The organism is uncultured Rothia sp. (assembly GCF_963507905.1).
Lineage (GTDB): Bacteria > Actinomycetota > Actinomycetes > Actinomycetales > Micrococcaceae > Rothia.
Genome location: NZ_CAUOUU010000004.1, coordinates 161,957 through 187,245 on the forward strand (window position 1 = coordinate 161,957; position 25,289 = coordinate 187,245).

Genomic DNA, 25,289 nt, shown 5'->3' on the forward strand with positions numbered 1-25,289 from the left:
CTTCTCAAACGTTAAAGAAAAGAAGAATCAATAATGACATTTTTATGACGTTTGATAAATGTATTTTGTCCGTGCTGTGCGCCCATGCTGGGGAGGCGTGGGCGGCGGAGAAGCTACACGGCGCTAAGCGGTACCGCCTAGCGCCGTGCGCGTGAGCCTTTGCTTGATTAGCTCGCCAGATTAGCGGAGTGCCGTCTCCTCCACCTCGTGAAGTCGCTGCGCCTCACCGGCGATGCGCTCATCGTAGAATTCCTGAGCCACGAAGCCGCCCTCCGAACGGGGAGCGTTGTAGAGCGCCTCGTCCAGAATGCCCTCGCGGCGAGCCACAATCGCGGGAACCAGCGCCTGACCGGCAACGTTCAGGGCGGTGCGGCCCATGTCAACGATCGGGTCAATCGCCAGGAGCAGACCCACACCGTCCAGCGGCAGACCCAGAGTGGAAAGGGTCAGGGTCAGCATCACGATAGCGCCGGTCGTACCGGCAGTCGCAGCCGAACCGAGCACGGACACCATCACAATCAGCAGGTACTGGGTGAAGTCCAGCTGAATACCGTAGAACTGAGCCACGAAAATCGCGGCAAGAGCCGGGTAAACCGAAGCGCAACCGTCCATCTTGGTGGTCGCACCCAGCGGAACGGCGAAGGATGCGTAGGCGCGGGGAACACCCAGGTTGCGTTCGGCAACGGTCTGGGTCATCGGCATCGAACCCATCGAGGAGCGGGACACGAAGCCCAGCTGGAGCGCCGGCCACACGCCCGAGAAGTACTGGCGGACCGACAGACCGTTCGCGCGAACAATAATCGGGTAGACCACGAGGAAGACCAGCAACAGGCCAATGTAGAGGGCGATAACGAACGCGACCAGCGAACCCATCGACGCCCAACCGTACGCGAACACCGCCTTAGCGATCAGACCCACGGTGCCCAGCGGTGCCAGACGGATAATCCACCACAGAATCTTCTGAATAATTGCCAGAGCACTCTTGACCACGTCAATGAACGGCTTAGCAGCCTCGCCGACCTTCAGCGCGGCAATGCCGACCGCACCGGAAATGACCAGAATCTGCAGTACGTTAAAGGACGCCGAGGCGGTGATGCCGGAATCACCGGACTTAGCGCTGACGCCCAGACCCAGGAAGTTCACCGGAATCAGACCGGTCAGGAACGCGGTCCACGAACCGGTCGAGCCGGTGTATGCCTTACCCTGCACCTGCGCGCCCACGCCCGGCTGAACGATCAGGCCCATCGCAATACCAATGAGCACCGCGAAGAACGCGGTAATCGCAAACCAGATGAGCGTGTTAACCGCCAGGCGTGCCGCGTTCGTCACCTGCGACAGGTTAGAGATGGAGGCGACCACGGCGGTGAAAATCAGCGGAACAACAGCCGCCTTCAGCAGGGTGACGTAGGAGGAGCCGATGGTATCTAAGGTCACCATGAGCCAGTTGGGGTTGCTCTTCGCGTCCCCGCCCAGTGAGAGGGCGAGCGCGCCGAGAACAATACCCAGAATGAGGGAGGCAATGATTTGGTTGCCGAAAGAAGTAGCCCACTTGGGCAGACGTGAACGAGATGATGCATGCGGTGTAGACATGTGGCATACTCTAAAACTTTTGCGCACTCCGGCGCGAGTTTGTGTGAAGAAGTGTTTCAACCCGGTGCAGTGTAGGGGATGTGTGACGAATCGTGACCTTCTGGCGGTACCTTTAGTAGCACCTTCCGGCGGTACCTTTCGGCAGTACAACCAACAGCGCAGCCAACAGTGCATCTGTCAGCGCATCCACCAGCGCCGTAGCTGCTTCCCAATAGCGGTTAGACCGGCTGATAGTTAACCGGCAGTCACCGCAAAAGCAAACAGAAGGGAAACAACGGCGCAACATGCGGCGAAGCTTGCTGAGATTTTGCCGTCAGCTAATAATCCGAAAGCCAGGGCTTGATATGCTGGAACCACACCGATAATCCGGCGAAAGTCGCCGGATGATGCTGTACCCACTCAGCTTCATGTACGCGTTGAGCGTTACGCCACGCACCACCTTTCAAGGAGAGATGCATGAGTTCTGCTCCCCAATACCCCGGCGGAACCACCACCCCCAACGGCCCGAAGAAGCCCGGCAACCGCATGGAAGCAGTCGCCAACTTCGCTGCCCGCGCCGCACAGACCTCTGCCCAGCAGACCCTGAACCTGGGCGCGACTCGCCCCGGCATCGCTAAGATGATTGCCGTAGCTGGCGCTGGCGTGCTGCTGGTTGGCGGTGGCATCTTCGCCTACAACTCCATGCACCAGGAAGAGAACGCGTTCTTGTCGCAGGGCGAAGAGTACGCCCGCGTCTGCCAGGACGCGAAGACTGGCCTGCGCGTGGAAGATAGCGAATGTGAGAAGGCAGGCGTTCAGGAACCGACCGACTCGCCCTCGGCCTCTTCCACGGAGTCCTCAAGCTCTTATGGTTCTTCCGGTTCCTCCAGCTCCTCGGGCTCTTCTGGGTCTTCGGGCACTTCTGGTTCGACCACCACCCACAATAATTCGAATGCGTTCCTCTGGTACTACCTGGGTCGCCAAAGTGCCGCTAATTCTTCCGGATCCCACTACATTCCTCCTGTAGGGTCCAAGCTTTCCGGAGGTAGCACCACCCGCCCCAGCAACGGCACCGTCTACAGTGGCGTGTCCTCCAAGGGTGGCGGCTTCGAGGATTCCTACCGCACCGCGAAGAAGTCCTCCACCGTTTCCTCCGGCAAGGTGACCAGCACCAACAACTCCGGTAAGACCTCCTCGGTGCGTAATAAGACCACCGGCTCGGTCTCCAGCGGTAAGCAGGGCACCAGCAATAGCGGTAGCACCGGCTCCTACAGTAAGTCGAACACCTCCAAGTCCGGTTCGTCCTCGAAATCCGGTTCTTCGTCCAAGTCGGGTTCCTCGTCCAAGTCTGGTTCTTCCTCGAAGTCCGGCAGCAAGGGCGGTTTCGGTGGCGGCTCGAAGTCCGGTGGCGGCCGCTCCGGCGGCTAAGCCATCAGCCATCACGCTGAATGCGGGCAGGGACTGAACGGTCCCGCCCGCATTTTCCTCACCATTTTCCATTTACTACTTCGAAGGAGCCTAGCCCCTCATGCGCCGTGAAGAATTTCCCGTCGGCCGACCCGACTGGGAGAACGTCATCGTTGAGGAAGGCCTCACCTACAGTGTGGACGGCCCCCACGACACCGACCACTACTGGAACGAATACGCCGCCTACATTTTCAGCCCGCAAGAAATGGACTCTGTGCGCGCCCAAGCGGAAGAAATGCACCGCATGTGCTTAGAAACCGTCGAGTACATTGCCTCCGGCGCGTTCGGCACCCTCGGTCTGCCCCAGGCGGCGTTCAACCTCGCCGTGGAATCCTGGAACCGCCGCGACGCCGACTTCTACGGACGCTTCGATTTCACCTATTCGGGTGTGCCCGGTGACCCCATGAAGCTGCTCGAATACAATGCAGACACCCCTACCGGCATTGTGGAGGCGGCAGTCAGCCAGAAAACCTGGGCGAAAGACCAGCGCCTCGACACCCGCGGCTACGCCCACTGGGGCGAAATCGGTGAAGCCTTCACCAACCGTTGGCGCCACATCTTTGCCCCCGAAATCACCGCCGGCGTGCAGCCCGTACTGCACCTGGCGCACGTGAGCCCCGAGATTGACGAGAACAACGAGGATTACAACAACCTCTGGCTCATCGCCTACGCGGCACAGCAGGCGGGCATCAAAACCCACATGATTCCCATTGACGAAGTCATCTTCAATGAGGAAACCAAGAGCTGGGAAGACGCCCACGGACGCGCCATCGCCAACCTCTTCAAGCTCTACCCCTGGGAAGACCTGGTCACCGACAGCGAAGCAGGCTACGACAAGCTCCTCTTCGCCTACCACGGCGCCATGGACCGCTGGATCGAGCCGGCGTGGAAGATGTTCCTCTCCAATAAGCTGCTGCTCGCCGCGCTCTGGGATAAGTACCCCGGCCACCCGAACCTCGTGCCCACCTACGCGGGCCACCGCGGCGGCATGCGCAACTGGGTTCGCAAGCCCATCTTCGGGCGTGAAGGCGACGGCGTAGAAATCTACGCCCCCGACTACGACGTCTTCATCAAACCCGAAGACGACGACTTCTTCGCCAACGCCCCCGAAAGCGAATTCGTCTACCAGGAGTACATCCCGGCACCGCGCTACGAAGGCATTATCAACCCGGTCAGCCACCCCATCCTCGGCGTGTGGGTGGTCGACGGACGCACCGTAGGCGTGGGCATCCGCGAATCGAACGGCGCGCTCACCGACTACTGGTGCCGCTTCGCCCCGCACCTGGTGGATCTGAACGACTCCACCGGCATGGGATTCGGCACCACCGACCCCGGCACCGCAAACTTCGGATAGTGCTCAGAAGACACGAAAAGACGACGAAGCCCCCGCCTCAGCCAAAGCTGAAGCGGGGGCTTCGTCTATAGAGTTCCTATGCAGAGGCCCTAGCTCAGAGGACCCAGTTCAGAGGCTACTCGTCGTCCTCATCATCGTCATCCTCAGTATCCAGAGGAAGCATCATCTCATCGGTCAGGGCGCGGCGCAGAGTGTCCAGACCCACCGAACCGAGCAGAAGCGCACGCGTGTGGAATGCACGCATGTCATCGCCGCGGCGCAGAGCCTGATCGCGCAGCTCCAGCCAGAGGCGCTCGCCAATCTTGTAGCTCGGCGCCTGACCCGGCCAACCCAGGTAACGCAGGAACTCGAAACGCAGGTGACCCTCGGACTCGTCCAGGTTCAGCTTCAAGAACTCGTAACCCAGCTCAGAGGTCCAGATGGTGCCCGGCTCAACGCCCAGCTGCTCAGCCCATTCATCGGGAATCGGCATCTCGCAGTGAACACCAATATCGAAGACCACGCGGGCGGCGCGCATACGCTGAGCGTTCAGCATGCCCATGCGGTCACCCGGATCCTTCAGGTAGCCCAGTTCCTCCATGAGGCGCTCGGCATACAGTGCCCAGCCCTCACCGTGACCGGAAACCCACAGCATGTTCGTGCGCCAGGAGTTCATGGTGCCCTGCAGAGCCGTAGCGATAGCGATCTGCAGGTGGTGGCCCGGAACGCCCTCGTGGTACACGGTGGAGGTTTCACGCCAGGTAGTGAACGTGTCCTCACCTTCGGGAACCGACCACCACATGCGGCCCGGACGCGAGAAATCGGGGGAGGGGCCGGTGTAGTAAATACCGCCCTCGTTCGTGGGCGCAATGCAACACTCAATGCGGCGCATGGGGCCGCCAATCTCGAAGTGGCTACCCGCCAGGTTCTCCACCGCGGCGTCGGCGAGCTTCTGCATCCACGCCTTCAGCTCATCGGTGCCGTGCAGCTGACGTGCCGGATCCTCATCGAGCAGCTGCTTCGCACGCTCAATGCTTGCGCCCGGCTCAATCTCCTCGGCAACCTCACGCTGACGAGCAATAATGCTCTCCAGCTCCTTCACGCCCCAGGCGTAGGTTTCGTCCAGGTCAATGGTGGTACCCAGGAACGAACGGGAGTGCAGGCTGTACGCCTTACGGCCCACAGCGTCGCGGGAGGGAGCGACCGGCTGCAGCTTTTCCACCAGGTAGCTATTGAGGCGGCGGTAGCCTTCCTTGGCGGCCTCAGCACCGGCGGCAGCCTCATCCTTCAGAGACGGGACAGCCTCAGCAACCTCGGCGGCAAGCTCGTCAAAGAAACCACCGGGAGCGTAGTATGCGGCGGTCTGCTCAATGACAATATCCACCTGGCGGCGCGGGGCAACCTTGCCCTCTTCACGAGCTGCCTCAAGGGTCTGGATGTAGCCTTCCAGCGCCTCGGTCACGCGGTGCATACGACCAATAATGTGCTCCCAGTCCTGCTGGGTGTTGCGCTTCATCAGGTCAAAGACCGAGCGCACCTCCTGCGGGACGGAGGCAATATTGTTCAGCTGCCAGCCACCAAAGCCAGCCTTGTACTGCTTGCGGTACAGGCTCAGGCGCTCCTGCAGAGCATCCAGGGTGACCAGGTCAACGTCATCAATAGGCAGGACGTTATCGACCTTCTTCAAAGTCTTCTTCGCAAGGCGCGCATAAGCCTTCTCGCCTGCGGGCGAGTAGTCGGGGTACAGGGTCTCTACGCCTTTGCGACCAAGCTCGGTTGCATGGACGGGGTTCAGGTCGAGGACCTTTTCAAAGTATTCGTTAGCAATCTGATCGACGTCGGTCAGCGAGCGCTTCAATCGGTAGATGCTGGGAAGTTCCTGGTAAGTGCTCATGTTCATATCCTAACGCAGGGGTGTGCCTTCAACCCCGATTTTCGGTGATTTGGGTCGCATAAACCGGCAATATTACGGGCTGAGAGGCACCGAACGCGACAAAAAGGGCACACCTGTGGACAACTCCCAGGGGCGGATGCGCGAAAACGCCCCGGCTTTCTCCCTCCGAACGTGCAGGAAAGAGAAAACCGGGGCGTGCCCAAGATGGGCTACAAGCTACTAGCAGGGGAGGCTAGCCGGCGAAGTATTCGCCGTTCAGCTCCAGCAGACCGTTCGCACCCTCGACCACGCCGAGGCGGTGCGCAATGAGGCGGTCCTGCAGCTCATCACCTGACACCAAGTCCACCAGAATGTTCGGGTACTTGGTCGAGCAGCGGATGAACTCGTCGTACGCCTCATCGCTGAACGGGGCGTTCGTAATGAAGGTGCCGAGCTGGCCGCCGCGGGCGTGAATCGCCAGGAAGAACGCGGTAATGTCCTGCGGCTGAACGCCGGCGGACAGTACGCCGTTAGATGCCGGACGCAGAGTACGAACGTAGAACGCTCGCTCTTTTTCGCCGGTGGCGGGGGTAGCCACGCCGTCCACACCCCGAGCCTCCAGAGCCTCCACGGTGTAGCCGCGCATCAGGAACAGGTCGAAACCAATGCTGCGGAAACGCTCTTCAGACACCTGCGCCAGGGCGGGTGCCAGAGCCTCGCGGCGGAAGACCTGACGGTAACGCTTCAGAGCCTCACGCACCTGAGCGGCAGCAACCTGCAGCGCGGTCGAGGGCTCAGCAGCAGAAACAGCAGGAGCGGAAACAACCGGCTGAACGGGAGCCACAACGGGTGCAGAAACAGCGGGCGCAGCCGGCTCAACAACCGGAGCCGCGGAAACAACCGGCGCAGCCGCCGGAACCTCAGCGGGAGCCTGCGTAGCAGCCGCCACCGGCGAACCAGCCGGACGCGCCAACAGCGCCGGAGAAGCACCCGGTACCGGAGCCAACGGCTCACGACCCTCACGGGCCGCCAGACGAGCCTGACGCTCCGCGGCACGCGCCTCCTTGGCAGCCTGAAGAGCCTCCTCACGAGCCTGCAGTTCAGCGGCAATATCCTGAGGCAGCTTGTGCTTGAGCGATTGGGGCGGCAGCGGCGCCATGCGGGCGGTCACCGCCTCCGGAGCGCCCTCCGGGAAACGCTTGAGCAGTTCCTTACCCGCCTCGCTCAGCTCGTAACGCTCCGGGTTCTTGCGGGAAGTACGACCGGTACCCTCACGCAGAGCGTTCAGGTAGCGCTCGCCCTTCAGCACGTGCATCGCCACCGAATAGCGGTTACGTAGACGCGGGGTCAGCTTGTAGCGGTGCGGCGCGACCTCACCCTGCAGGTACGGGATGTCCAGGGCGATCTTCAGCTCATCGTAAATGTCGTAGTAGGAGATGCGCGGGTTCTCCTCCACGAGCTTCAGAATCGGGTACAGCAGCTGATGCGGGTACGGCAGAGCATCCACAGCGGCAGGATCCAGCAGAGCCGAAGCCACCAGCTTCTGAACGCTCGGCTCAGCCATCTGCGCCAGGGTGGGCGCAAACGCGGAACCCAGCGAGTAGACGGTCTCACGCTCGGACAGGTAGTGGTGCGCGGTCAGCACATCGTAGATGTAATCCTGCGCGTCAATCTGCACAAAATAGGGGTTCGAGGACGCCTGCTGAATACGCTCGTCGCGGTCAAAGACCTGCTCCAGGCTCGGAAGGCTCAGCTCCACATCGGCGCCGTGGTCGTTGAGAGTATCGAGCAGAAGCACGCCCATGTGGGTCAGCAGAGCGTCGGTTGCGGCAATATCCTCAGCGGTAATCGAGGTGCCCTCATCCTTCACCAACGCCAGCACGGAGCTCAGCTCGCTCGCCGGCACGCCGGTCTCCTCATGACGAGCCACCAGCTCCTTCGCAGACGGGGACAGCGAGTACAGAGTCAGCGGCGAATCCGTGTGCTCGTGAATGGTCTTGGTGCGCAGGTAGCCCTCACGGGTCAGCAGGCTCAATGCCTGAGCAATCACCGGCTCAACAATGCGCTGCTCCAGGTACGACAGACCGTACCAACCCTGCACGAAACCGCACTCGCGCAGCACCAGCTCACGAATCTTCACGGGAGCCGCCGCGGGGTAGGACGGGGTAACGCTCAGGACGATGGGCAGAAGCTCACGCACCGTAATGTGCGAGAGCAGAACCGGGTAGAACTGCTTCAAGTAGTAGAGGTACACGCCGCTGAGGAGGGGCAGAACCGGCAAGAGAGCCTGAGCCTGTTGCTCCTTCGGGGTACCCAACAGCTCGCGGCCAGCCTCGCTCAGAGTGTAGTGCAGATTGCCCGGATGCAGCTGGCTGAGGGACACCTCAAGATAATCAGCGTTGACCAGCGCCGCAATCAGCTTATTAAGCGCCTCACGGAAGAGGACATTGTCACCCACAGCGATGAAACGCTGAGTCATATTGAAACCCAGGTCTACGCCAACCGGGGTGTACATATCGGGGAAGAAAACCTTCTCGCCACGATCCTGCGCGCGCTCAAAATGGCGGAGCAGAGAGAAAGCCGCCGCAACGCTGAGAGTGCGTGCTTCCTCGGGTAGAGCCTCCCACGAGGTTTCCTGCTGCAAAGAGTGCAATTCGGAATGATCGATATGGAGCATTGTTTTATTCACAAAAGCCACGCCGGGCTCCTTATCTAGTGTTATTTATCGTGCAGGCGTTCTTCATGAAGTGCAGTCATTTGAGCGGGAAAATAATCACGAAAGTGAGCGGCACCATCTTTATTTTTGGGCCGGCACTTTGAAATCCCGCTGTGAAGAGAAGCAAGGTAGGTAGTTTTTTCTCAACCCGTCCCGCTTACGCACCGTCTTCTATGACGCGCACTCAGAAAGAACGCTATAAATTGGGGTGAAGTGTCTAGACCGTCACGGGTATATACACTTCGTGAAATAATGCGAAGAATATATAACGCACTACCTTCTCATTGTATCGGCTGGTTCGAGAAATAACCTAGATTTCTAAAACCAGCCGATATGTGAAAAATATCCTCAAGGAAAAGTGAAAATACATTAAGTGAAATGACGCGGGAAATGCGCGAAGATCAGAGATATTCGGAGAGAAATACTCGCCCCAGAAACACCCCCGGCTACTCCATGCCACGGGCAAAATACTCCTCGTCAATGCGGTAACCGCACTCGCCCTCACCATCAAGAACACCCACACGGTGACGAATCATCAGCTCCACCAGCTGGTGCCGATCAACCAGCGCAATATTGCGAGCGCCCGGCAAACCTTGCAAATACTCGGGAACCGGCTGCGCAAAAGCACCGCAGGTCACCAAAACACCCTGCAGGCCGCCGTGCAAAAGCACTGCACCGGCAAGCTTCTGAATCTCGTTCGGGGTGACCTTCATGGTTCCGCAATAATGCTTCACCTGAATATAAATCGGCGCAAAATCCAGACCGTCAGAATAGCGGGCAATAACATCCACGCCCTTATCGTCGGCGCCGCCGGTTACCTCGGTCGTAAAACCGAGAGCCGTAAAAATATCGGCAACAATCTGCTCAAAGTACTCCGGCGTCACCGCGTGAATATGTTGAATCAAATCCTGCGTAAAATGCTCCGCAAACTCAGCCTGAGCGTGAATGACCGGCGAATCGCTGGCGCGCAAAATAATATCCAGGGGAGACTGACCGGCGGGCCAGGACCCCGCAGCCTCCGCAGTGCCCGCAGAATTCAACGCGTTTACAAGGTGCTCTGCACCGGGTGCTTTATGGGCGGGGGCAGAATCCCCGGTATCGGGGAGGAACGGTTCCATGCCTGTGCCCGCGTCACTATCAGACGCACCAAAAATGAGGCGATGCTCCGCCTCCGCAGTCTCCAGCAGGGCATTCGCCTGCTTCTTCAGCTTCTTCGTGGTCCTCGCCGTCAGACTCTGAGCACACAGAGCCTGCACCTGCTTCACCACGCGCGGCGGCACCGAACCGTGCAGGTGCGGGGTGCAGGTCAGCTCGGCGCCCAGGGGAGTGAGCAGATACTTCCTCTTCTCCCACGGGGTCAGACGAGGCATCAACTGGGCATAACGAAGCGCCACCAAGATTTTCAAGGTGGTACGTACAGCCACCGCAAAATCGGTGGACTCAAGATCAGGAAGGTTCTTATTCGACCCCAACGCCTTAGTCTGCTGCCGCAACTGCTCACTAACATAGGCTGCGGTGCGAGGTACAGTCTTCGACAAGCGCCGTAGCGTCGGCAACAGAAGCGCGATATAGACATCCGGTGGGGGCCTATGGTTTTTATTCAGCATCTTTGCCATGGTCCCTGCCAATTTATTAACACTAATGTGATGGTATATACATCGTAGCATCAGTACGTATCATCATGACTTTATCGTTTCTAATATGACAAAACCGAAAGAATCAGCGCATTAGATGTTCAATAGCGCAATATAAATCTTGAATTTGAGGCAAAATAATAAATTCCCGCCGCACCAGCCGGTGCAACGGGAATCTACTATTCAGATGAGCCGCCCACACTACATGGGGCGAGCGCGCCTCCACGAACCGGGGCCCGGACGCAAGGACGCACCCAGACGCTGGCGACGGTTCAGCAGACGCGATGCCGCACCCACCAGCGACTTCGGCTCCTGCTTCGCGGAGCTTGCCTGCATCATCGCCACCACGGCGGTCAGCGCGGCAATCTCCTCCGGGGTGGGGGAGCCCTTGACCACCTTCAGCAACGGCTCTTGTTCAGCGTCAGTATCTACCGAAGACTGAACGGGTTCCTTCGTTGCGCTGGACGCGGTAGCCGAGCGTGCCGAAGACCGAGCGGAGCCACGCTCAAGCTGCTCGGAACCCTCAGCGGACTCCGAACTATCCTTCTTCTTGCCGAACGAGAAATAACTCAGCGGATTGTAGCCTGCCAAAGGCACGCCTCCTTAGAAACCTAAAATCGTGCGAACGCCTGCACCACAAACGGTGCGGGCACAACGGAAGCCTACAGCGGGATGTTGCCGTGCTTCTTCGCCGGGGTTGCCGCACGCTTATCGTGCAGGGCGCGCAGCGAAGAAATGATGCGCACGCGAGTCTCGCTCGGGGCGATGACCTCGTCAATGTAGCCCAGCTCAGCAGCCTGGTACGGGTTCAGCAGCTCTTCCTCATACTTGGTGATCAGCTCAGCGCGGCGAGCCTCAACATCGCCACCCTCAGCCGCCAGAGCAGCCAGCTCACGACGGTACAGAATATTCACCGCACCCTGAGCGCCCATCACGCCAATCTGAGCGGTGGGCCACGCCAGGTTAATATCGGCACCCAGCTTCTTCGAGCCCATCACAATGTACGCGCCGCCGTACGCCTTACGGGTAATGACGGTAACCAGCGGAACGGTCGCCTCCGCGTAAGCGTAGAGCAGCTTAGCGCCGCGGCGAATAATGCCGTTGAACTCCTGATCGGTGCCGGGTAGGAAGCCGGGAACATCCACAAAAGTCAGAATCGGAATGTTGAACGCATCGCAATGGCGCACGAAGCGGGCAGCCTTCTCGGATGCAGAAATGTCCAGGCAGCCGGCGAACTGCATCGGCTGGTTCGCCACAATGCCGACCGTGCGGCCCTCAACGCGGGCGTAACCAATCATCACGTTCGGAGCGTACAGCGCCTGCATCTCCAGGAAATGGCCGTCATCGACCACGGACTCAATGACCGCACGCATATCGTAAGGCTGGTTCGCAGAATCCGGGATCAGGGTGTCCAGGTCCAGATCGTCTACCGTCACCACGGGCTCCTGGTCGTGCTCCAGGGGCAGGGGCTCGGCAAGGTTGTTCGACGGCAAGAATTCCAGAAGCTCACGCACAAAATCGAACGCGTCTTCCTCGTCCTCAGCCAGGTAGGTGCTGGTACCGGTCACCGAGTTGTGCTGACGCGCACCACCGAGGGTCTCCATGTCCACATCCTCACCGGTCACGGTCTTAATGACGTCCGGGCCGGTAATGAACATGTGCGAAGTCTTATCCACCATGATGATGTAGTCAGTCAGGGCGGGGGAGTACGCGGCACCGCCAGCGCAGGGGCCCATAATGACCGAAATCTGCGGAACCACACCGGATGCGCGCACGTTCATACGGAAAATATCGGCAAACATCGCCAGGGAAGCCACGCCCTCCTGAATGCGGGCGCCACCACCATCGTTAATGCCGATGACCGGGCAACCGTTCTTCAGAGCGAACTTCTGCACCTTCACAATTTTCTCGCCGTTCACCTGCGAGAGGGAACCACCGTACACGGTGAAATCCTGAGAGTACACGGCAACCAGGCGGCCATCCACGGTGCCGTAACCGGAGACCAAACCGTCACCCAGAGGCTTCTTCGCCTCCATACCGAACGCGGTCGTGCGGTGGCGGGCGAGGGCATCAAACTCAACGAAAGAACCCTCGTCCAAAAGCATCTCGATGCGCTCGCGGGCGGTGTTCTTGCCGCGTGCGTGCTGCTTCTCGATAGCTGCCTCACCGCTGGGCGCGAAGCTGCGCTCTCGACGTGCATAAAAATCAGCGAGCTTACCGGCGGTGGTGCTCAAATCAAATTCCTGCTGGAGGTTCTCGGACATTATTCCTCGTTCCTGCTCCACCCGATTGTCGGGAGCCAGTGGTTGCGGTGATGGTTGTTCAGGAGGCCCCGAAGAGCGCTCTTGAACAATGTGCATATCCCTCAACTATAGTGCGAACTAGGGCACATGTGCCAGGTGAGAAGCCAGAATATCAACACTAGATACACTTTTATGCACTCAGTACCCAAGAAGGTGCATATAGTAAACGAAAAGTGCAAAAGAGCGGCTCAAAAGAGCGCAGAAAACCCCCTCTCGCGCCGGCAATCCTTGCCGGCGGAAAGGGGGCTTACGTTCAAGCTTTTCCAGCGTGAAGCGGTGCTCGACCTTAGATGGTGCCCAGAACCGGGTTCCACTCGGTCACGGTGTGAGACAGAACCGCGCCACCAATGTTCATCGGGTCGTTAGCCACGATCTTCTCGGCAGCCTCAGCGGAGTCAACCTTTGCAATCAGCAGAGCGCCAGCGGGGGTCTCGCCGTCCAGCAGAGGACCGGAAACGATCAGGTTGCCCGCCTCAATCTGCGAACCAAGGTACTCGCGGTGAGCCGGACGGTACTTCGCCTGCTCCTCGGGAGCTGCGTAAACGTAAGTAATTGCGTAATAAGCCATAGCGGTCTTCTTTCGAGCAGGGCGGAGGAACCTCCGCAGCCGGTCGGTGCTTCATGCACCCTCACTGTCTAATGTACCGTCTCGGGCGCCGGGTGGGCATCATCGGCGGCAAGAAATTGATATGGTGAGAAATCAACACGACTCTGTAGAAATCGGCAGGTTTCGGCGACGGGTCGGCATGCTGCAGAGCAGTTTCGGGTAGGGCAGAAAGGTGCAAACTATGGAGAATAACATGTACACCGAGAGCGGTCATTCGGTTTTGGACGCGCCGCGCATCCGCATCATCGCGCTGGAGGCGGGCTACTCCAGCGTCAACCTCTACGATGAAGTTGACTCCACCACCACCCGCGCCCGCGAACTACTCATGGACGGCACCGACCCCGAACGCGAACAGCTCGGCGAGCTCTCCGTCTACGCCAGCCTTTACCAAAGCGCCGGACGCGGCCGCCTCGCCCGCGCCTGGACCGCCCCTCCCGGGGCCTGCCTCGCCGCAAGCATCGTGGTGCGCCCGCACGCCTCCGCAGACCCGCTCGCCCGAGAACTCCCCGAAGGTAGCTACCACTGGATGACCCTCATCGCCGGGCTCAGCGTGGTTGATATTTGGCGCAGCTACGGCGTGGATGCCGCCCTCAAATGGCCCAATGACGTCATCGCGCAGGGCGCTAAGGGGTGCGGAATTCTCGCCCAGCTCGTTCCCGAAAGCGGCTCCACCGAGGGGCAGCGCAGCATTATTGTGGGCATCGGACAGAACACGAACATGTCCGCCGAACAGCTGCCCGTACCCACCGCCACCAGCCTGAGCCTGTGCACCGGTACTGTGATTGACTCCTCCGAGGTGCTCACCCGACTGCTGAGCATCTTCACCCGCCGCTACCGCGCCTTCGTGCGCGCCGGCGGCGACCCGGAACGCCCCGACCCGCTCACCCCTGATAGCCTCAGCCTGCTTGACCAGGCGCGCGCCGCCACCGCCACTCTCGGCGCCAGCGTGCGCATGAGTCTGCCCGACGGAAGCACCGTAGAAGGCGTTGCCGAAGACCTCGACGCGCAGGGGCGAATCCTTATCCGCCGCGAGGGCGGAACCATAGAGCCCTACGCGGTGGGCGATATTGAGCATCTTCGCCCCGCCAACGGTAGCTACGGAGATTTTCAGCAGGCACACTAGAACCAACCTATAAAGTTTCTGCCCATAAAATTTTGCCCGGCACAGCAACACTGAATACGCCCGCACCACCTCAAACCGGCGCCTCCAGCCGGGACATAACAACCAGCACAGCTAAGGAACACCATGCGCCTGCGCGGAAAACTCAACCCCGGTGAGCATGTCATCATCGCCACCCGACAGCACTACGGTGCACTGCTACCCGCGCTCGCCTACCTGCTGGTTGCTATCGCCGCATCTACCTTCGCTTCCACGGCACGGTCCTCACCGATTCTGTGGACTCTCGGCACGATGTGTGCGGTGGGTGCCCTGCTTGGTGCTGTGCGTACTGCCTGGCGGTGGGCTACCACCTACTACCTGCTGACCACGCACCGGCTCGTGGTTCGCCGTGGCGTGATGACCCGAACCGGAGACGAATCCCTCTACTTGGATTCCATGGGGGAGCGCTGGGTAAAACAACGCGGACCGGGTGCCTGGTTGGGCTATGGGTCCGTGTATGTGGTCTGCAGCGGAGCGCACCACCGTCTGACCTATGTTCCTGAACCCAAGCGTTTTGAAAAAGAAATTAAATCCGCTCGACGCGACTACTACGCCCTGCGTTCCCGCTATATCTAGCCCTCTCTGGGGTGCGTCCGCCCACTATAAGGAGGGTGGACCGGTTGGCTCAGAGCCTAACCCGGCGCCTAAATCTGCCGAAAAAATGCGGATTAGAGTATTCTTAAATGTGAATTACTCCACTAAAATATCTTTGGGTGCGGGCGCTTTGACGCCCAAAACACCGCAGTGGGGGGTATATTAACAAGGCGCTATACAGTGAAGCAGTGCACAATCGACGCACGGCACACGCCAGCGCATCCGCACGACAGAACAGATGATCCGGCAGATATGAAAGGAGCGGCAGCGGCAATGAGCACGGCAGACCCCCAGAAACCTGCACACTCTCCGCAGGGCACCGGCGCCACCATGGGCCCCGAAACCCAAATGCTGAACCTCAAAATTCTGCAGAACCTCGCCCAGAACAATATCTACCGAGACGAGGAATCCAAAGCAGGAATCCGAGCCCTCGAAAAGTCGCTCCTGGGACAGGGCCGCCGCTACACCCCCGTAGAAGCCGCAGAGTGCGCCGGACTTCCCCTCGAAACCGCCCAGCGCATCTGGCACAACATGGGCTTCCCGACCATCGCCGACCACGCGCCCTACTTCACTGAAACAGACGTGCAGATGCTCGCCGACCTGCAGAAGTTGGACGCAGAAGGCGACATCCGCATGGAATATGTGGCATCCCTCGTGCGCGCCGAAGGTCAACTGACCGACCGCACCGTCGCCTGGCAGATTGAGGCGCTGGTGCACAACATCATGGTCACCGAAAACCTCAGCGATAATGATGCCCGCCGCAAGCTCCTCAAAGACTTCCCGCGCTACCTTGACGTTCTCGAGCGCCTGGCGCTGTACGCATACCGTCGCCAGATGTACGCCGGAATCCTGCGCTTGGGATTGCGCGAAAACAATGTGACCACCTCCGGACTTTCCCGCCTGCCCCTGGTACGCGGCGTAGGGTTCGTGGACCTGGTTTCCTACACCTCCCTGGTACGTAACCTGGACGCCGCAGCTCTCTCTCAGCTCATCAACCACTTCGAGCAGAGCTGCCTGGACGTTATCGCGCCCCTGGGCGGTCGCATTATTAAGACTCTCGGTGACGAAGTTTTCTTCCTCACCGAAACCCCGGACGCTATCGCAGAAATTAGCCTGCGTCTGTCCGAAAAGATCGGTGCCGACCCGCAGCTACCGGAAGCCCGCGTCGCCTTCATTTGGGGCGAGGTTCTGGCTAACCGCGGCGACGTGTACGGCTCCAGCGTGAACCTGGCTGCACGCCTGGTCTCCCTGGCAGAACCGGGTACCGTGCTGACCGATAATGAGACAGCAAACACGCTCCGACAGGTGGGAAATCGCTATACTCTCACCTCTCAAGGGACGCGAAACGTTAGAAGCTTTGGTAACGTAGACCCCGTGGCGGTGACTCGTCGCGCGAACTACACAATGGAGATAGACCTCTCATGACTGAACTGAAACTACGTACCGGTGGTGCAACGCACCGCGGCGCACATCGAGAAAATAACGAAGATTCGATGGTCGTCGCCGGTTCCCTTTGCGTGGTCGCGGACGGTATGGGAGGCCACGAGGCGGGCGAGGTTGCTTCGCGCCTGTGCGTGCGTCAGCTCGCCTACTCGCCCTTCTTCACCATGCCCGGTGGCCGTAGCGAAGAGGAACAGCAGGCCTACCTTGAGCGCCTCGCAGCTATTGACGAGGAAGATCCCGCCAAGCGCCGTCGCCGCGCAAACACCCTGCTTAACAACGAAATCGTGGGCACCCTGAACCGCCTGCACGATATCCTCGGCGAAACCAACGAAGAAATTAAGCAGGCGCTCTCCCGCTCCGGCGGCACGACCGTCACCGGCGCCTGGCTGACCAGCATCGGTGACCGTAACCTGTGGGTTATTTTCAACGTGGGTGACTCCCGCACTTATCGCCTGTTGCGTGAGGATGAGGGTATCCACCACTCCGCCATGGAGAAGCTGCCCGGCGCTGAGGGCTCCGCCTCGCTGGAGCAGGTCACTAGCGACCACTCTGAGGTGCAGTACCTGGTCGACGAGGGTCAGATTACCGCTCTGGAGGCGCTGACCCACCCGCGCCGCAACGTGATTACCCGCGCCCTCGGTACCGGCAACTACTGGGAACCGGACTTCTGGGTTCTGCCCGCCCGCGCCGGTGACCGCCTGATGCTCTGCTCCGATGGCCTTTCCGGTGAGCTTTCGCACGAGTACATGGCGCGCGTACTCACCTCAATCCGCCACCCGCAGGACGCCGCTGACGTGCTCCAGCACGAGGCGCTCCGATCGGGCGGCCGCGACAACATTACCGTGATTGTTGCCGACGCTGTCGAAGCCTAAACTTCATACCGTGTGATTCACCCCCGTTTTCTTCTGACGCTTGACTGAGCGCTTGTAGGGAGCGGGGGTGAACTGTATCTGAAGTCAGCGTGACTGAGCATAGAGACTGAGCGTTAGAGGCTGTGAACATGCGCCTGCGGAACCCGGCAATATGACGAGAGATAGGGGAGAGGCGTAGCAAAAACGCTAGACTGTACGGGTGACTGAGAACAACACCACCCAGCAGACTGACCCCGCCGAGACTCGAGCAGAGAGCCCCGCAGAAAACTCTGTGGAAAACACCGCAGAAATTACCGAGGCCCTGCGTGCCGAGTACGCGGAACTGACCGATAAGATTCGTGCCGCCCGCCGCGCCTACTACAACGAGGACGCACCCTTCCTCTCCGACGCCGAGTACGATGCGCTGTACCGCCGCCTCGAAATCATTGAGGCGGAGCACCCGCACCTAATCGCCAACGACTCGCCCACCCAGGAAGTCGGCGGCGAAGCCATCGAAGCTTTCGCGCCCGTCACCCACCTGCAGCGCATGTACTCCCTCGAGGACGTCTTCTCCTTCGAGGAGCTGCGCGCCTGGCTGACCAAGACCGAGGAGAGCGTCCGCAACCTCACCGGTAGTGCACCGCAGTGGCTGACCGAGCTGAAAATCGACGGCCTCGCGGTAAACCTGCTCTACCGCAACGGCACCCTCGTACGCGCGGCAACCCGCGGCGACGGCACCACCGGCGAAGACGTCACCCACAACGTGCGCACCATTGCGAGCATCCCGCAGCAGTTGACCGGCGAGAACCACCCCGAAGAGATTGAAATCCGCGGCGAAGTGTTCATCTCCTCCGCCGATTTTGAGAAGCTCAACGAGTCCATGATTGCCGCCGGCAAGAACCCCTTCGCGAACCCGCGTAACGCCGCGGCAGGCTCGCTGCGTCAGAAGGATGCGGCGGTGACCGCTTCGCGCCCGCTGAGCATGTACGTGCACGGCATCGGTTCGCGCACCGGCCTGGATATTGCCACCCAGTACGAGACCTACGATCTGCTCGCCTCCTGGGGTCTGCCCGTGAGCCCCTACAGCGAAATTGCCGCAAACACCGAGGCGGTCTTCGACTTCATTAACAAGTACGGCGAGCAGCGCCACTCCCTGGTGCACGAGATCGACGGCATCGTTATTAAGGTCAACGACTTCGCGACCCAGGCTCAGTTGGGCTACACCTCCCGCGTGCCGCGCTGGGCTGTGGCATACAAGTACCCGCCCGAAGAGGTGCACACCAAGCTGCTAGACATTCGCGTGGATGTGGGACGTACCGGCCGCGTGACCCCCTACGGCGTCATGGAGCCCGTGTTCGTCTCCGGTTCGACCGTGGAACGCGCCACCCTGCACAACCAGGACGTGGTCAAGGCTAAGGGTGTGCTCATCGGTGACACCGTGGTGCTGCGCAAGGCAGGTGACGTGATCCCCGAGATCGTCGCCCCCGTGGTTGCCCTGCGTGACGGCACCGAACGTGAGTTCGTCATGCCTAGCGAATGCCCCTCCTGCGGCTCGCCCCTTGCCCCCGGTAAGGAAGGCGATGTGGACCTGCGCTGCACGAACCCGCGCTCCTGCCCGGCGCAGCTGACCGAGCGTGTGTACTATGCGGCAAGCCGCGGTGCCTTCGACATTGAGGCGCTCGGCTTTGAAGCAGCAAAGGCACTCACCAGCCCCGCAACCCCGGACACCCCTCCGCTAACGACCGAGGCGCACCTGTTCAGCCTCAACATTGAGGACCTGCGCGATGTCACCATCGAACGTGAGAAGAAGGTCAAGGGCGTGGGCACCGGAAAGATGGAGCGCGTGCCCTACTTCTACACCAAGCCGACCAAGGCACGTCCCGAGCCGAAGCCCACGAAGAATACGCTGAACCTCTTCGCCGAGCTGGAGAAGGCAAAGCAGCAGCCGCTGTGGCGTGTGCTGGTTGCCCTCTCGATTCGCCACGTGGGCCCGACCGCTGCCCGCGCGCTCGCCGCGGAGTTCGGTTCGATGCAGGCGATCCGCGAGGCTGACCGTGAACGCCTTGCCGCTGTGGACGGTGTGGGCACCACGATTGCCGACTCGATTATTGAGTGGTTCGCTGAGGACTGGCACGCCGAGATCGTGGACTCCTGGGCTGCCGCCGGTGTGCGTATGGAGGATAGCCGCGATGAATCGGTGGAGCGCACCCTGGAGGGCTTGACCGTGGTCGTGACCGGCACGCTGAACGGTTATACCCGTGACGGCGCGAAGGAAGCCATTATTTCTCGCGGCGGTAAGGCATCCGGTTCTGTATCTAAGAGGACCCACTTTGTGGTTGCTGGCGCGAACGCCGGCTCGAAGCTGAATAAGGCTCAGCAGCTGGGTCTGAAGGTGCTGGATGAGGATGGCTTCACCGCCCTGCTCGAGGGTGGTCCGGAGGCTGTTGAGGCCACCGCCGAGTAGACCCGGTAGCGGGGTCACCTGAATCTGACCCCTGCAATGTATAGAGCATTCAGGCTCTGGAGTGCGTGCTTCAGGGCCTGAATGCCAATTTCTGGCATTTGTAATTACCATAGCTTTTAAGGCGGAAGCGCCTTAAAACACTCCCAAAGCGAAGAAATATTTAAAAAATATTTACACGCTGTTCAAAACCCTTAAAGGTGGTGCCCATCAACCCCGAATCAGAAAACTCGGCGGGGGAGCGCCTTCGAGTTAAAGCCCTAGAAAACCCCGAAATTCCGGGGTGAAACCCTTAAGGCGCGAGGGGCTCAAGGTCTTAAATAATGTTTCCTTCACTTTTAACCTGGAAGAACCCTGGGAGAACCCGGGACGTTCGCTGTGAACTTGAAGTCGGGTTGGAATCATAAAAAACCTCGGCTATCTTTGAGACCAGATGGATTCTCGCAAGAGAATCACCTGTGTGGTTTCAAGCTTGGAATGCTTGAAACGATGCCCGGTTCTACCGCACGTCCCCATCGAGGAAGTGCCACCCGGATTCCGCACACAAGTGCAGAATCGCTCACGGTGACATGAAATCGGTGGAGAGCCGCTCACATGGTAGAGCCAGAACATGAGTAACCTACTTCGTTATCAAAGGGTGAGCGGCGGCGCGCTAGAGTTCCGGGGACGGAACGAGCGGGGACGGCCCCAAGGAGCATTATGAAGAACACTTCCATTCGTCGTACCGCAGCAGCTCTCGCCATCGGTGGCGCTGTAGCAGCTACCATGTCGATGCCCGCTGCAAACGCAGTAGACGGTGCTACCTGGGACGCACTGGCACAGTGCGAGTCCGGTGGCAACTGGTCCATCAACACCGGTAACGGCTTCTACGGCGGTCTGCAGTTCACCCAGCAGTCCTGGAACGGCGTCGGCATGTCCGGCTCCCCCGCGACCGCTACCCGTGCACAGCAGATCGAGGCTGGCGAGCGTCTGCTCGCTATCCAGGGCTGGGGCGCATGGCCCGCATGCTCCGCTAAGCTTGGCCTCTACGGCAAGACCGGCGCAGCTCCCACCTACACCGAGCCCACCACCACCGTGGCTGCACAGTCGCAGACCCAGCAGACCTACACCGCTCCCGCGGCACAGGCTGCACCCGCAGCTCCTGCAGCTCAGGCTGCACCCGCAGCAGTTGAGGCACCCGCAGCAGCTCCCGCTGCACCCGCAGTTGAGGCTCCCGCAGCTCCCGCAGCAGCACCGGCAGCTGAGGCTCCCGCAGCAGCACCCGTTGCAGCTCCCAAGGCAGCAGCAGGCACCTACACCGTGGTTCCCGGTGACTCCCTCTCGCTGATCGCTGCAAAGCTCGGCGTTGCAGGCGGCTACCAGGCAATCGCAGCTGCGAACACCGACATCATCTACAATGTTGACCTGATCTTCCCCGGCCAGGTTCTGACCATCCCCGCCTAAGGATTAACCCTCAAGCGTAACGTGGAAACGTTGTAGCCCAACGCCCCGCACCTCACACGAGGAGCGGGGCGTTGAGCATTTAACCCCAAAACAGGGCAGAGGCGCACCGCCTGAACACACAAACCAGCAGGTAAACCCTCCAACCCCCAATGAGACGGAAAACGCAACCTCCACTACACTAGAGAAGAGACAAGAAAACAAACTACGGGAGAACCATGTCTGCCATCACCTTTGAACAGGTAAAGCACCTGGCATCGCTGGCACTCATTGAGATGACCGATGAAGAACTCACCGCGATGGCGTCTGAGCTGGACGTCATCGTCGCATCCGTTGAGACCATGTCGCAGAAAGCAACTGCCGACATCCCCGCGACCAGCCACCCCATCCCCCTCGAGAACGTCTTCCGCGAAGACGTACCCGTCACCACCCTCACCCAGGAAGAGGCGCTCTCCGGCGCCCCCGACGCACAGGACGGCAAGTTCCGCGTGCCGGCAATCCTCGACGAAGACTAAGAGGAGAACAACCAAGTGAACGAACTGATCCAGCTCACCGCTGCAGAAGCAGCAGAAAAGCTCGCATCCGGCGAAATCACCTCCGTCGAGCTCACCCAGGCACACCTGGACCGCATCGCAGCCACCGACGGCGCACCCCTGAGCGATAACCGCGCCGATGGCAAGAGCGGCCTCAACGCCTTCCTGCACATCAACGCCGAAGAAGCACTCGCCACCGCAGCAGCAGTGGATGCAGACCGCGCAGCGGGCAAGGAACTGCCCCCGCTCGCAGGCGTACCCATCGCCGTTAAGGACCTCATCGTCACCAAGGGTCAGCCCACCACCGCGGCATCCCGCATGCTTGAAGGCTGGATGAGCCCCTACGACGGCACCGTCACCCGCAAGGTCCGCGAAGCACGCATGCCCATCCTCGGCAAGACCAACCTCGACGAATTCGCAATGGGCTCCTCCAACGAGCACTCCGCATTCGGCGTAGTCCGCAACCCCTGGGCACTCGACCGCGCCCCCGGCGGCTCCGGCGGCGGCTCCGCAGCGGCCGTCACCGCATTCCAGGCACCCCTGGCGCTCGGCACCGACACCGGCGGCTCCATCCGCCAGCCCGCAGCACTGACCGGTAGCGTCGGCGTTAAGCCCACCTACGGCTCCGTCTCCCGTTACGGCGTCATCGCCATGGCATCCTCCCTCGACCAGGTAGGCCCCGTCGCCCGCACCGTCCTGGACACCGCACTGCTCCACGAAGCAATCGCAGGCCACGACCCGCTCGACTCCACCTCTCTGCCCGATGAGCCCGGCAACTTCGTTGAAGAAGCCAAGGCAGGCGCAGAAGCAGCACGCAAGCGCGACCTGTCCGGCCTGCGCATCGGCGTCATCAAGGAACTCGGCGGCGGCGACGGCGAAGGCTTCGAAGCAGGTGTCCTCGCACGCTTCCGCGAATCCGTCGAAGAGCTGCGTGCCGCAGGCGCAGAGATCGTTGAGGTCTCCCTGCCCTCCGTCACCGAAGCTATCAGCGCCTACTACATGATCATGTCCTCCGAGGTGTCCTCCAACCTGGCACGCTACGACGGCGTCCGCTACGGCCTGCGCGTCGTACCCGAAGACGGCCCCGTCACCATCGAGCGAGTCATGTCCGCAACCCGCTCCGCAGGTTTCGGCCACGAGGTCAAGCGCCGCATCATCCTCGGCACCTACGCACTGTCCGCAGGTAACTTCGATGCCTACTACGGCGCCGCACTGCGCGTACGCACCCTCATCCAGCGCGACTACGCAGCAGCATTCGAAAAGTGCGACGTGCTCATCTCCCCGACCGCGCCCTCCACCGCGTTCAAGCTCGGCGAGAAGACCGAAGGCGACCCCATGGCAATGTACCTGGGCGACGTCGCCACCGTGCCCGTCAACCTGGCAGGCGTCCCGGCGCTCTCCCTGCCCGGCGGCCTCTCCGAAGAGAACAACCTGCCCGTCGGCATCCAGTTCACCGCACCCGCACGCGAAGACGCACGCCTCTACCGCGTCGGTGCAGCCCTGGAAGAACTGCTCACCGCAAAATGGGGCGCACCGCTCTACAAGAGCCTGCCCGACACCGAAACCCTGATCCGCGACTTTGACTTTGGGGGAACCAAGTAATGAGTGAAGAAGTCCTCAGCTTCGAAGAAGCCATCGAAAAGTACGACCCGGTCCTCGGCTTCGAGGTGCACGTCGAACTCAACACCAAGACCAAGATGTTCGACTCCGCACCCAACGAGTTCGGCGACGAACCCAACACCAACGTCACCCCCGTATCGCTCGGCCTGCCCGGCGCGCTGCCCATGGTGAACAAGACCGCTGTTGAGTCCGCCATCAAGCTCGGCCTGGCGCTGGGCTGCGACATCGCAGACAAGTCCTACTTCGCCCGCAAGAACTACTTCTACCCGGACTCCCCGAAGAACTTCCAGACCTCCCAGGCTGGCGGCCCCATCGCGGAAAACGGCTCCCTGGACGTAGAACTCGAAGACGGCACCATCTTCACCGTCGAAATTGAGCGCGCCCACATGGAAGAAGACGCAGGCAAGCTCACCCACGTCGGCGGCGCAGACGGCCGAATCCAGGGCGCAACCTCCTCCCTGGTCGACTACAACCGCGCAGGCGTGCCCCTCATCGAGATCGTCACCCGACCCATCGTCGGCGCCGGCGAGCGCGCACCCGAACTGGCACGCGCCTACGTTGCCGCAATCCGCGACATCGTACGCTCCCTCGGCATCTCCGACGCCCGCATGGAACGCGGTAACGTCCGATGCGACGCCAACGTCTCCCTCATGCCCAAGGGCGCAGAGAAGTTCGGCACCCGCTCCGAAACCAAGAACGTGAACTCCCTCCGTTCCGTCGAGCGCGCCGTCCGCTACGAGATTCGCCGCCACGCAGCGATCCTCGAACGCGGCGAAAAGGTCACCCAGGAGACCCGCCACTGGCACGAAGACACCCGCGAAACCTCCTCGGGCCGCCCCAAGTCCGACGCTGACGACTACCGTTACTTCCCCGAACCGGACCTCGTACCGGTCGTCACCAACAGCGAATGGATTGAGCGTCTGCGCGCCGAGCTACCCGAACCCCCGGCAGAACGCCGCCGCCGACTCAAGGGCGAATGGGGCTACTCCGACGAAGAGTTCCGCGACGTCGTCAACGCCGGCGCACTCGACGTCATCGAAGAGACCGTCGCCGCAGGCGCAACCGCAGCAGCAGCCCGCAAGTGGTGGATGGGCGAAATCGCCCGCCGCGCAAAGCAGGCCGAGGTTGAGCTCACCGCCCTCGGCGTGGAGCCCGCAACCGTGGTCGCCCTCGAAGCGCTCATCTCCGAAGGCAAGATCAACGACAAGATTGCCCGCCAGGTGCTCGAGTTCGTCCTCACCGGTGAAGGCACCCCCGCCGAAATCGTTGAGGCACGCGGCCTCGCCGTGGTCTCCGACGACGGCGCGCTTACCGCAGCTGTTCAGGAAGCACTGGCAGCAATGCCCGACGTTGCCGACAAGATTCGTGCCGGTAAGGTTCAGGCTGCTGGCGCTATCGTCGGTCAGGTCATGAAGGCTACCCGTGGTCAGGCTGATGCCGCCCGCGTGCGTGAGCTGATTCTGGCTGAGTGCGGCGTGGAAGGCTAAGCTTTTCCGCTGACCCGGCTCTAACGTAATAGAGGCGCCGTCTCCCGAGGTGGGAGGCGGCGCCTCTTTTGTGCTCTCTTGTCCCATTCCAGGTTCTGCACGGTTCCGCATGGAAAGCGGTATTCGTCCTCGTTCCTACAGGGAACCCGCCCTTGCTTCGCTTCGGGCACCCTGATGTCACTTCGGACGATACCGCCTT

18 protein-coding genes are annotated in these 25,289 nt (G+C 60.7%); 11 read left to right on the forward strand and 7 right to left on the reverse strand.

The window, feature by feature from the left end; translation table 11 throughout:
* Positions 1-180: 180 nt before the first annotated feature.
* Complete coding sequence (locus RQ593_RS04325) at positions 181-1,590, reverse strand: dicarboxylate/amino acid:cation symporter (RefSeq protein ID WP_311449894.1); 1,410 nt, start codon at positions 1,588-1,590, stop codon at positions 181-183.
* Between the two features lie 456 nt (positions 1,591-2,046).
* Between RQ593_RS04325 and RQ593_RS04330 the strand changes: the two genes are divergently transcribed.
* Positions 2,047-2,997 (forward strand): hypothetical protein, encoded by a 951-nt coding sequence (locus tag RQ593_RS04330; RefSeq protein ID WP_311449895.1) that lies wholly within the window; start codon positions 2,047-2,049, stop codon positions 2,995-2,997.
* 100 nt (positions 2,998-3,097) lie between these two features.
* On the forward strand, positions 3,098-4,390 hold the full coding sequence (locus tag RQ593_RS04335) for a glutathionylspermidine synthase family protein (RefSeq protein ID WP_311449896.1): 1,293 nt from the start codon (positions 3,098-3,100) through the stop codon (positions 4,388-4,390).
* Between the two features lie 115 nt (positions 4,391-4,505).
* On the opposite strand, the gene RQ593_RS04340 is transcribed toward RQ593_RS04335, so the two are convergent.
* From RQ593_RS04340 to RQ593_RS04365, 6 genes are all read right to left on the reverse strand, one after another.
* Positions 4,506-6,263: a DUF885 domain-containing protein gene (locus RQ593_RS04340; RefSeq protein WP_304191407.1), complete on the reverse strand. Its 1,758-nt coding sequence runs from the start codon at positions 6,261-6,263 to the stop codon at positions 4,506-4,508.
* 232 nt (positions 6,264-6,495) lie between these two features.
* Positions 6,496-8,940 carry a restriction endonuclease gene (locus tag RQ593_RS04345; protein ID WP_049355055.1) on the reverse strand — a complete coding sequence of 815 codons (2,445 nt, stop codon included), beginning with the start codon at positions 8,938-8,940 and terminating at the stop codon, positions 6,496-6,498.
* Between the two features lie 464 nt (positions 8,941-9,404).
* On the reverse strand, positions 9,405-10,496 hold the full coding sequence (locus tag RQ593_RS04350; protein ID WP_311449897.1) for a restriction endonuclease: 1,092 nt from the start codon (positions 10,494-10,496) through the stop codon (positions 9,405-9,407).
* 297 nt (positions 10,497-10,793) lie between these two features.
* Positions 10,794-11,189: an acyl-CoA carboxylase subunit epsilon gene (locus tag RQ593_RS04355; protein WP_239663445.1), complete on the reverse strand. Its 396-nt coding sequence runs from the start codon at positions 11,187-11,189 to the stop codon at positions 10,794-10,796.
* Positions 11,190-11,254: 65 nt separating this feature from the next.
* Positions 11,255-12,856: an acyl-CoA carboxylase subunit beta gene (locus RQ593_RS04360; protein WP_311449898.1), complete on the reverse strand. Its 1,602-nt coding sequence runs from the start codon at positions 12,854-12,856 to the stop codon at positions 11,255-11,257.
* 325 nt (positions 12,857-13,181) lie between these two features.
* Positions 13,182-13,463: a YciI family protein gene (locus tag RQ593_RS04365; RefSeq protein ID WP_005508857.1), complete on the reverse strand. Its 282-nt coding sequence runs from the start codon at positions 13,461-13,463 to the stop codon at positions 13,182-13,184.
* A gap of 220 nt (positions 13,464-13,683) precedes the next feature.
* Here RQ593_RS04365 and RQ593_RS04370 point away from each other — a divergent pair, with 220 nt between their 5' ends.
* The 9 genes from RQ593_RS04370 to gatB all read left to right on the forward strand — a co-directional run bounded on the left by RQ593_RS04370 (position 13,684) and on the right by gatB (position 25,090).
* Positions 13,684-14,625 carry a biotin--[acetyl-CoA-carboxylase] ligase gene (locus RQ593_RS04370; protein ID WP_311449899.1) on the forward strand — a complete coding sequence of 314 codons (942 nt, stop codon included), beginning with the start codon at positions 13,684-13,686 and terminating at the stop codon, positions 14,623-14,625.
* A gap of 123 nt (positions 14,626-14,748) precedes the next feature.
* Positions 14,749-15,237 (forward strand): PH domain-containing protein, encoded by a 489-nt coding sequence (locus RQ593_RS04375; RefSeq protein WP_311449900.1) that lies wholly within the window; start codon positions 14,749-14,751, stop codon positions 15,235-15,237.
* A 291-nt stretch (positions 15,238-15,528) separates the two neighbouring features.
* Positions 15,529-16,680, forward strand: coding sequence for an adenylate/guanylate cyclase domain-containing protein (locus RQ593_RS04380; protein ID WP_311449901.1), 1,152 nt, complete (start codon positions 15,529-15,531; stop codon positions 16,678-16,680).
* Positions 16,677-17,570, forward strand: a complete 894-nt coding sequence (locus RQ593_RS04385) for a protein phosphatase 2C domain-containing protein (protein ID WP_311445822.1) — start codon at positions 16,677-16,679, stop codon at positions 17,568-17,570. Before RQ593_RS04380 ends, RQ593_RS04385 begins: the two co-directional genes overlap by 4 nt.
* A gap of 199 nt (positions 17,571-17,769) precedes the next feature.
* The gene (gene ligA, locus RQ593_RS04390) at positions 17,770-20,013 is read left to right on the forward strand and encodes an NAD-dependent DNA ligase LigA (protein WP_397545894.1); all 2,244 of its coding nucleotides are present in this window, start codon (positions 17,770-17,772) and stop codon (positions 20,011-20,013) included.
* A gap of 696 nt (positions 20,014-20,709) precedes the next feature.
* A complete protein-coding gene (locus RQ593_RS04395) occupies positions 20,710-21,453 on the forward strand; it encodes a transglycosylase family protein (protein ID WP_311449902.1) in 744 nt (247 codons plus the stop codon).
* A gap of 215 nt (positions 21,454-21,668) precedes the next feature.
* Positions 21,669-21,965, forward strand: coding sequence for an Asp-tRNA(Asn)/Glu-tRNA(Gln) amidotransferase subunit GatC (gene gatC, locus RQ593_RS04400; protein ID WP_005507016.1), 297 nt, complete (start codon positions 21,669-21,671; stop codon positions 21,963-21,965).
* 15 nt (positions 21,966-21,980) lie between these two features.
* Positions 21,981-23,585, forward strand: coding sequence for an Asp-tRNA(Asn)/Glu-tRNA(Gln) amidotransferase subunit GatA (gene gatA, locus RQ593_RS04405; RefSeq protein WP_294627974.1), 1,605 nt, complete (start codon positions 21,981-21,983; stop codon positions 23,583-23,585).
* The gene (gene gatB, locus RQ593_RS04410) at positions 23,585-25,090 is read left to right on the forward strand and encodes an Asp-tRNA(Asn)/Glu-tRNA(Gln) amidotransferase subunit GatB (protein ID WP_311449903.1); all 1,506 of its coding nucleotides are present in this window, start codon (positions 23,585-23,587) and stop codon (positions 25,088-25,090) included. Before gatA ends, gatB begins: the two co-directional genes overlap by 1 nt.
* Positions 25,091-25,289 lie beyond the last annotated feature (199 nt).

Excerpts from the sequence above, each read along its gene's own strand:
- RQ593_RS04360 (WP_311449898.1), bottom strand. The coding sequence starts at position 12,856 with ATGTCCGAGAACCTCCAGCAGGAATTTGATTTGAGCACCACCGCCGGT.
- RQ593_RS04325 (WP_311449894.1), bottom strand. The coding sequence starts at position 1,590 with ATGTCTACACCGCATGCATCATCTCGTTCACGTCTGCCCAAGTGGGCT.
- RQ593_RS04375 (WP_311449900.1), top strand. The coding sequence starts at position 14,749 with ATGCGCCTGCGCGGAAAACTCAACCCCGGTGAGCATGTCATCATCGCC.
- RQ593_RS04380 (WP_311449901.1), top strand. The coding sequence starts at position 15,529 with ATGAGCACGGCAGACCCCCAGAAACCTGCACACTCTCCGCAGGGCACC.
- gatC (WP_005507016.1), top strand. The coding sequence starts at position 21,669 with ATGTCTGCCATCACCTTTGAACAGGTAAAGCACCTGGCATCGCTGGCA.
- RQ593_RS04385 (WP_311445822.1), top strand. The coding sequence starts at position 16,677 with ATGACTGAACTGAAACTACGTACCGGTGGTGCAACGCACCGCGGCGCA.
- gatB (WP_311449903.1), top strand. The coding sequence starts at position 23,585 with ATGAGTGAAGAAGTCCTCAGCTTCGAAGAAGCCATCGAAAAGTACGAC.
- RQ593_RS04395 (WP_311449902.1), top strand. The coding sequence starts at position 20,710 with ATGAAGAACACTTCCATTCGTCGTACCGCAGCAGCTCTCGCCATCGGT.
- RQ593_RS04365 (WP_005508857.1), bottom strand. The coding sequence starts at position 13,463 with ATGGCTTATTACGCAATTACTTACGTTTACGCAGCTCCCGAGGAGCAG.
- RQ593_RS04335 (WP_311449896.1), top strand. The coding sequence starts at position 3,098 with ATGCGCCGTGAAGAATTTCCCGTCGGCCGACCCGACTGGGAGAACGTC.
- RQ593_RS04330 (WP_311449895.1), top strand. The coding sequence starts at position 2,047 with ATGAGTTCTGCTCCCCAATACCCCGGCGGAACCACCACCCCCAACGGC.
- RQ593_RS04370 (WP_311449899.1), top strand. The coding sequence starts at position 13,684 with ATGGAGAATAACATGTACACCGAGAGCGGTCATTCGGTTTTGGACGCG.
- RQ593_RS04340 (WP_304191407.1), bottom strand. The coding sequence starts at position 6,263 with ATGAGCACTTACCAGGAACTTCCCAGCATCTACCGATTGAAGCGCTCG.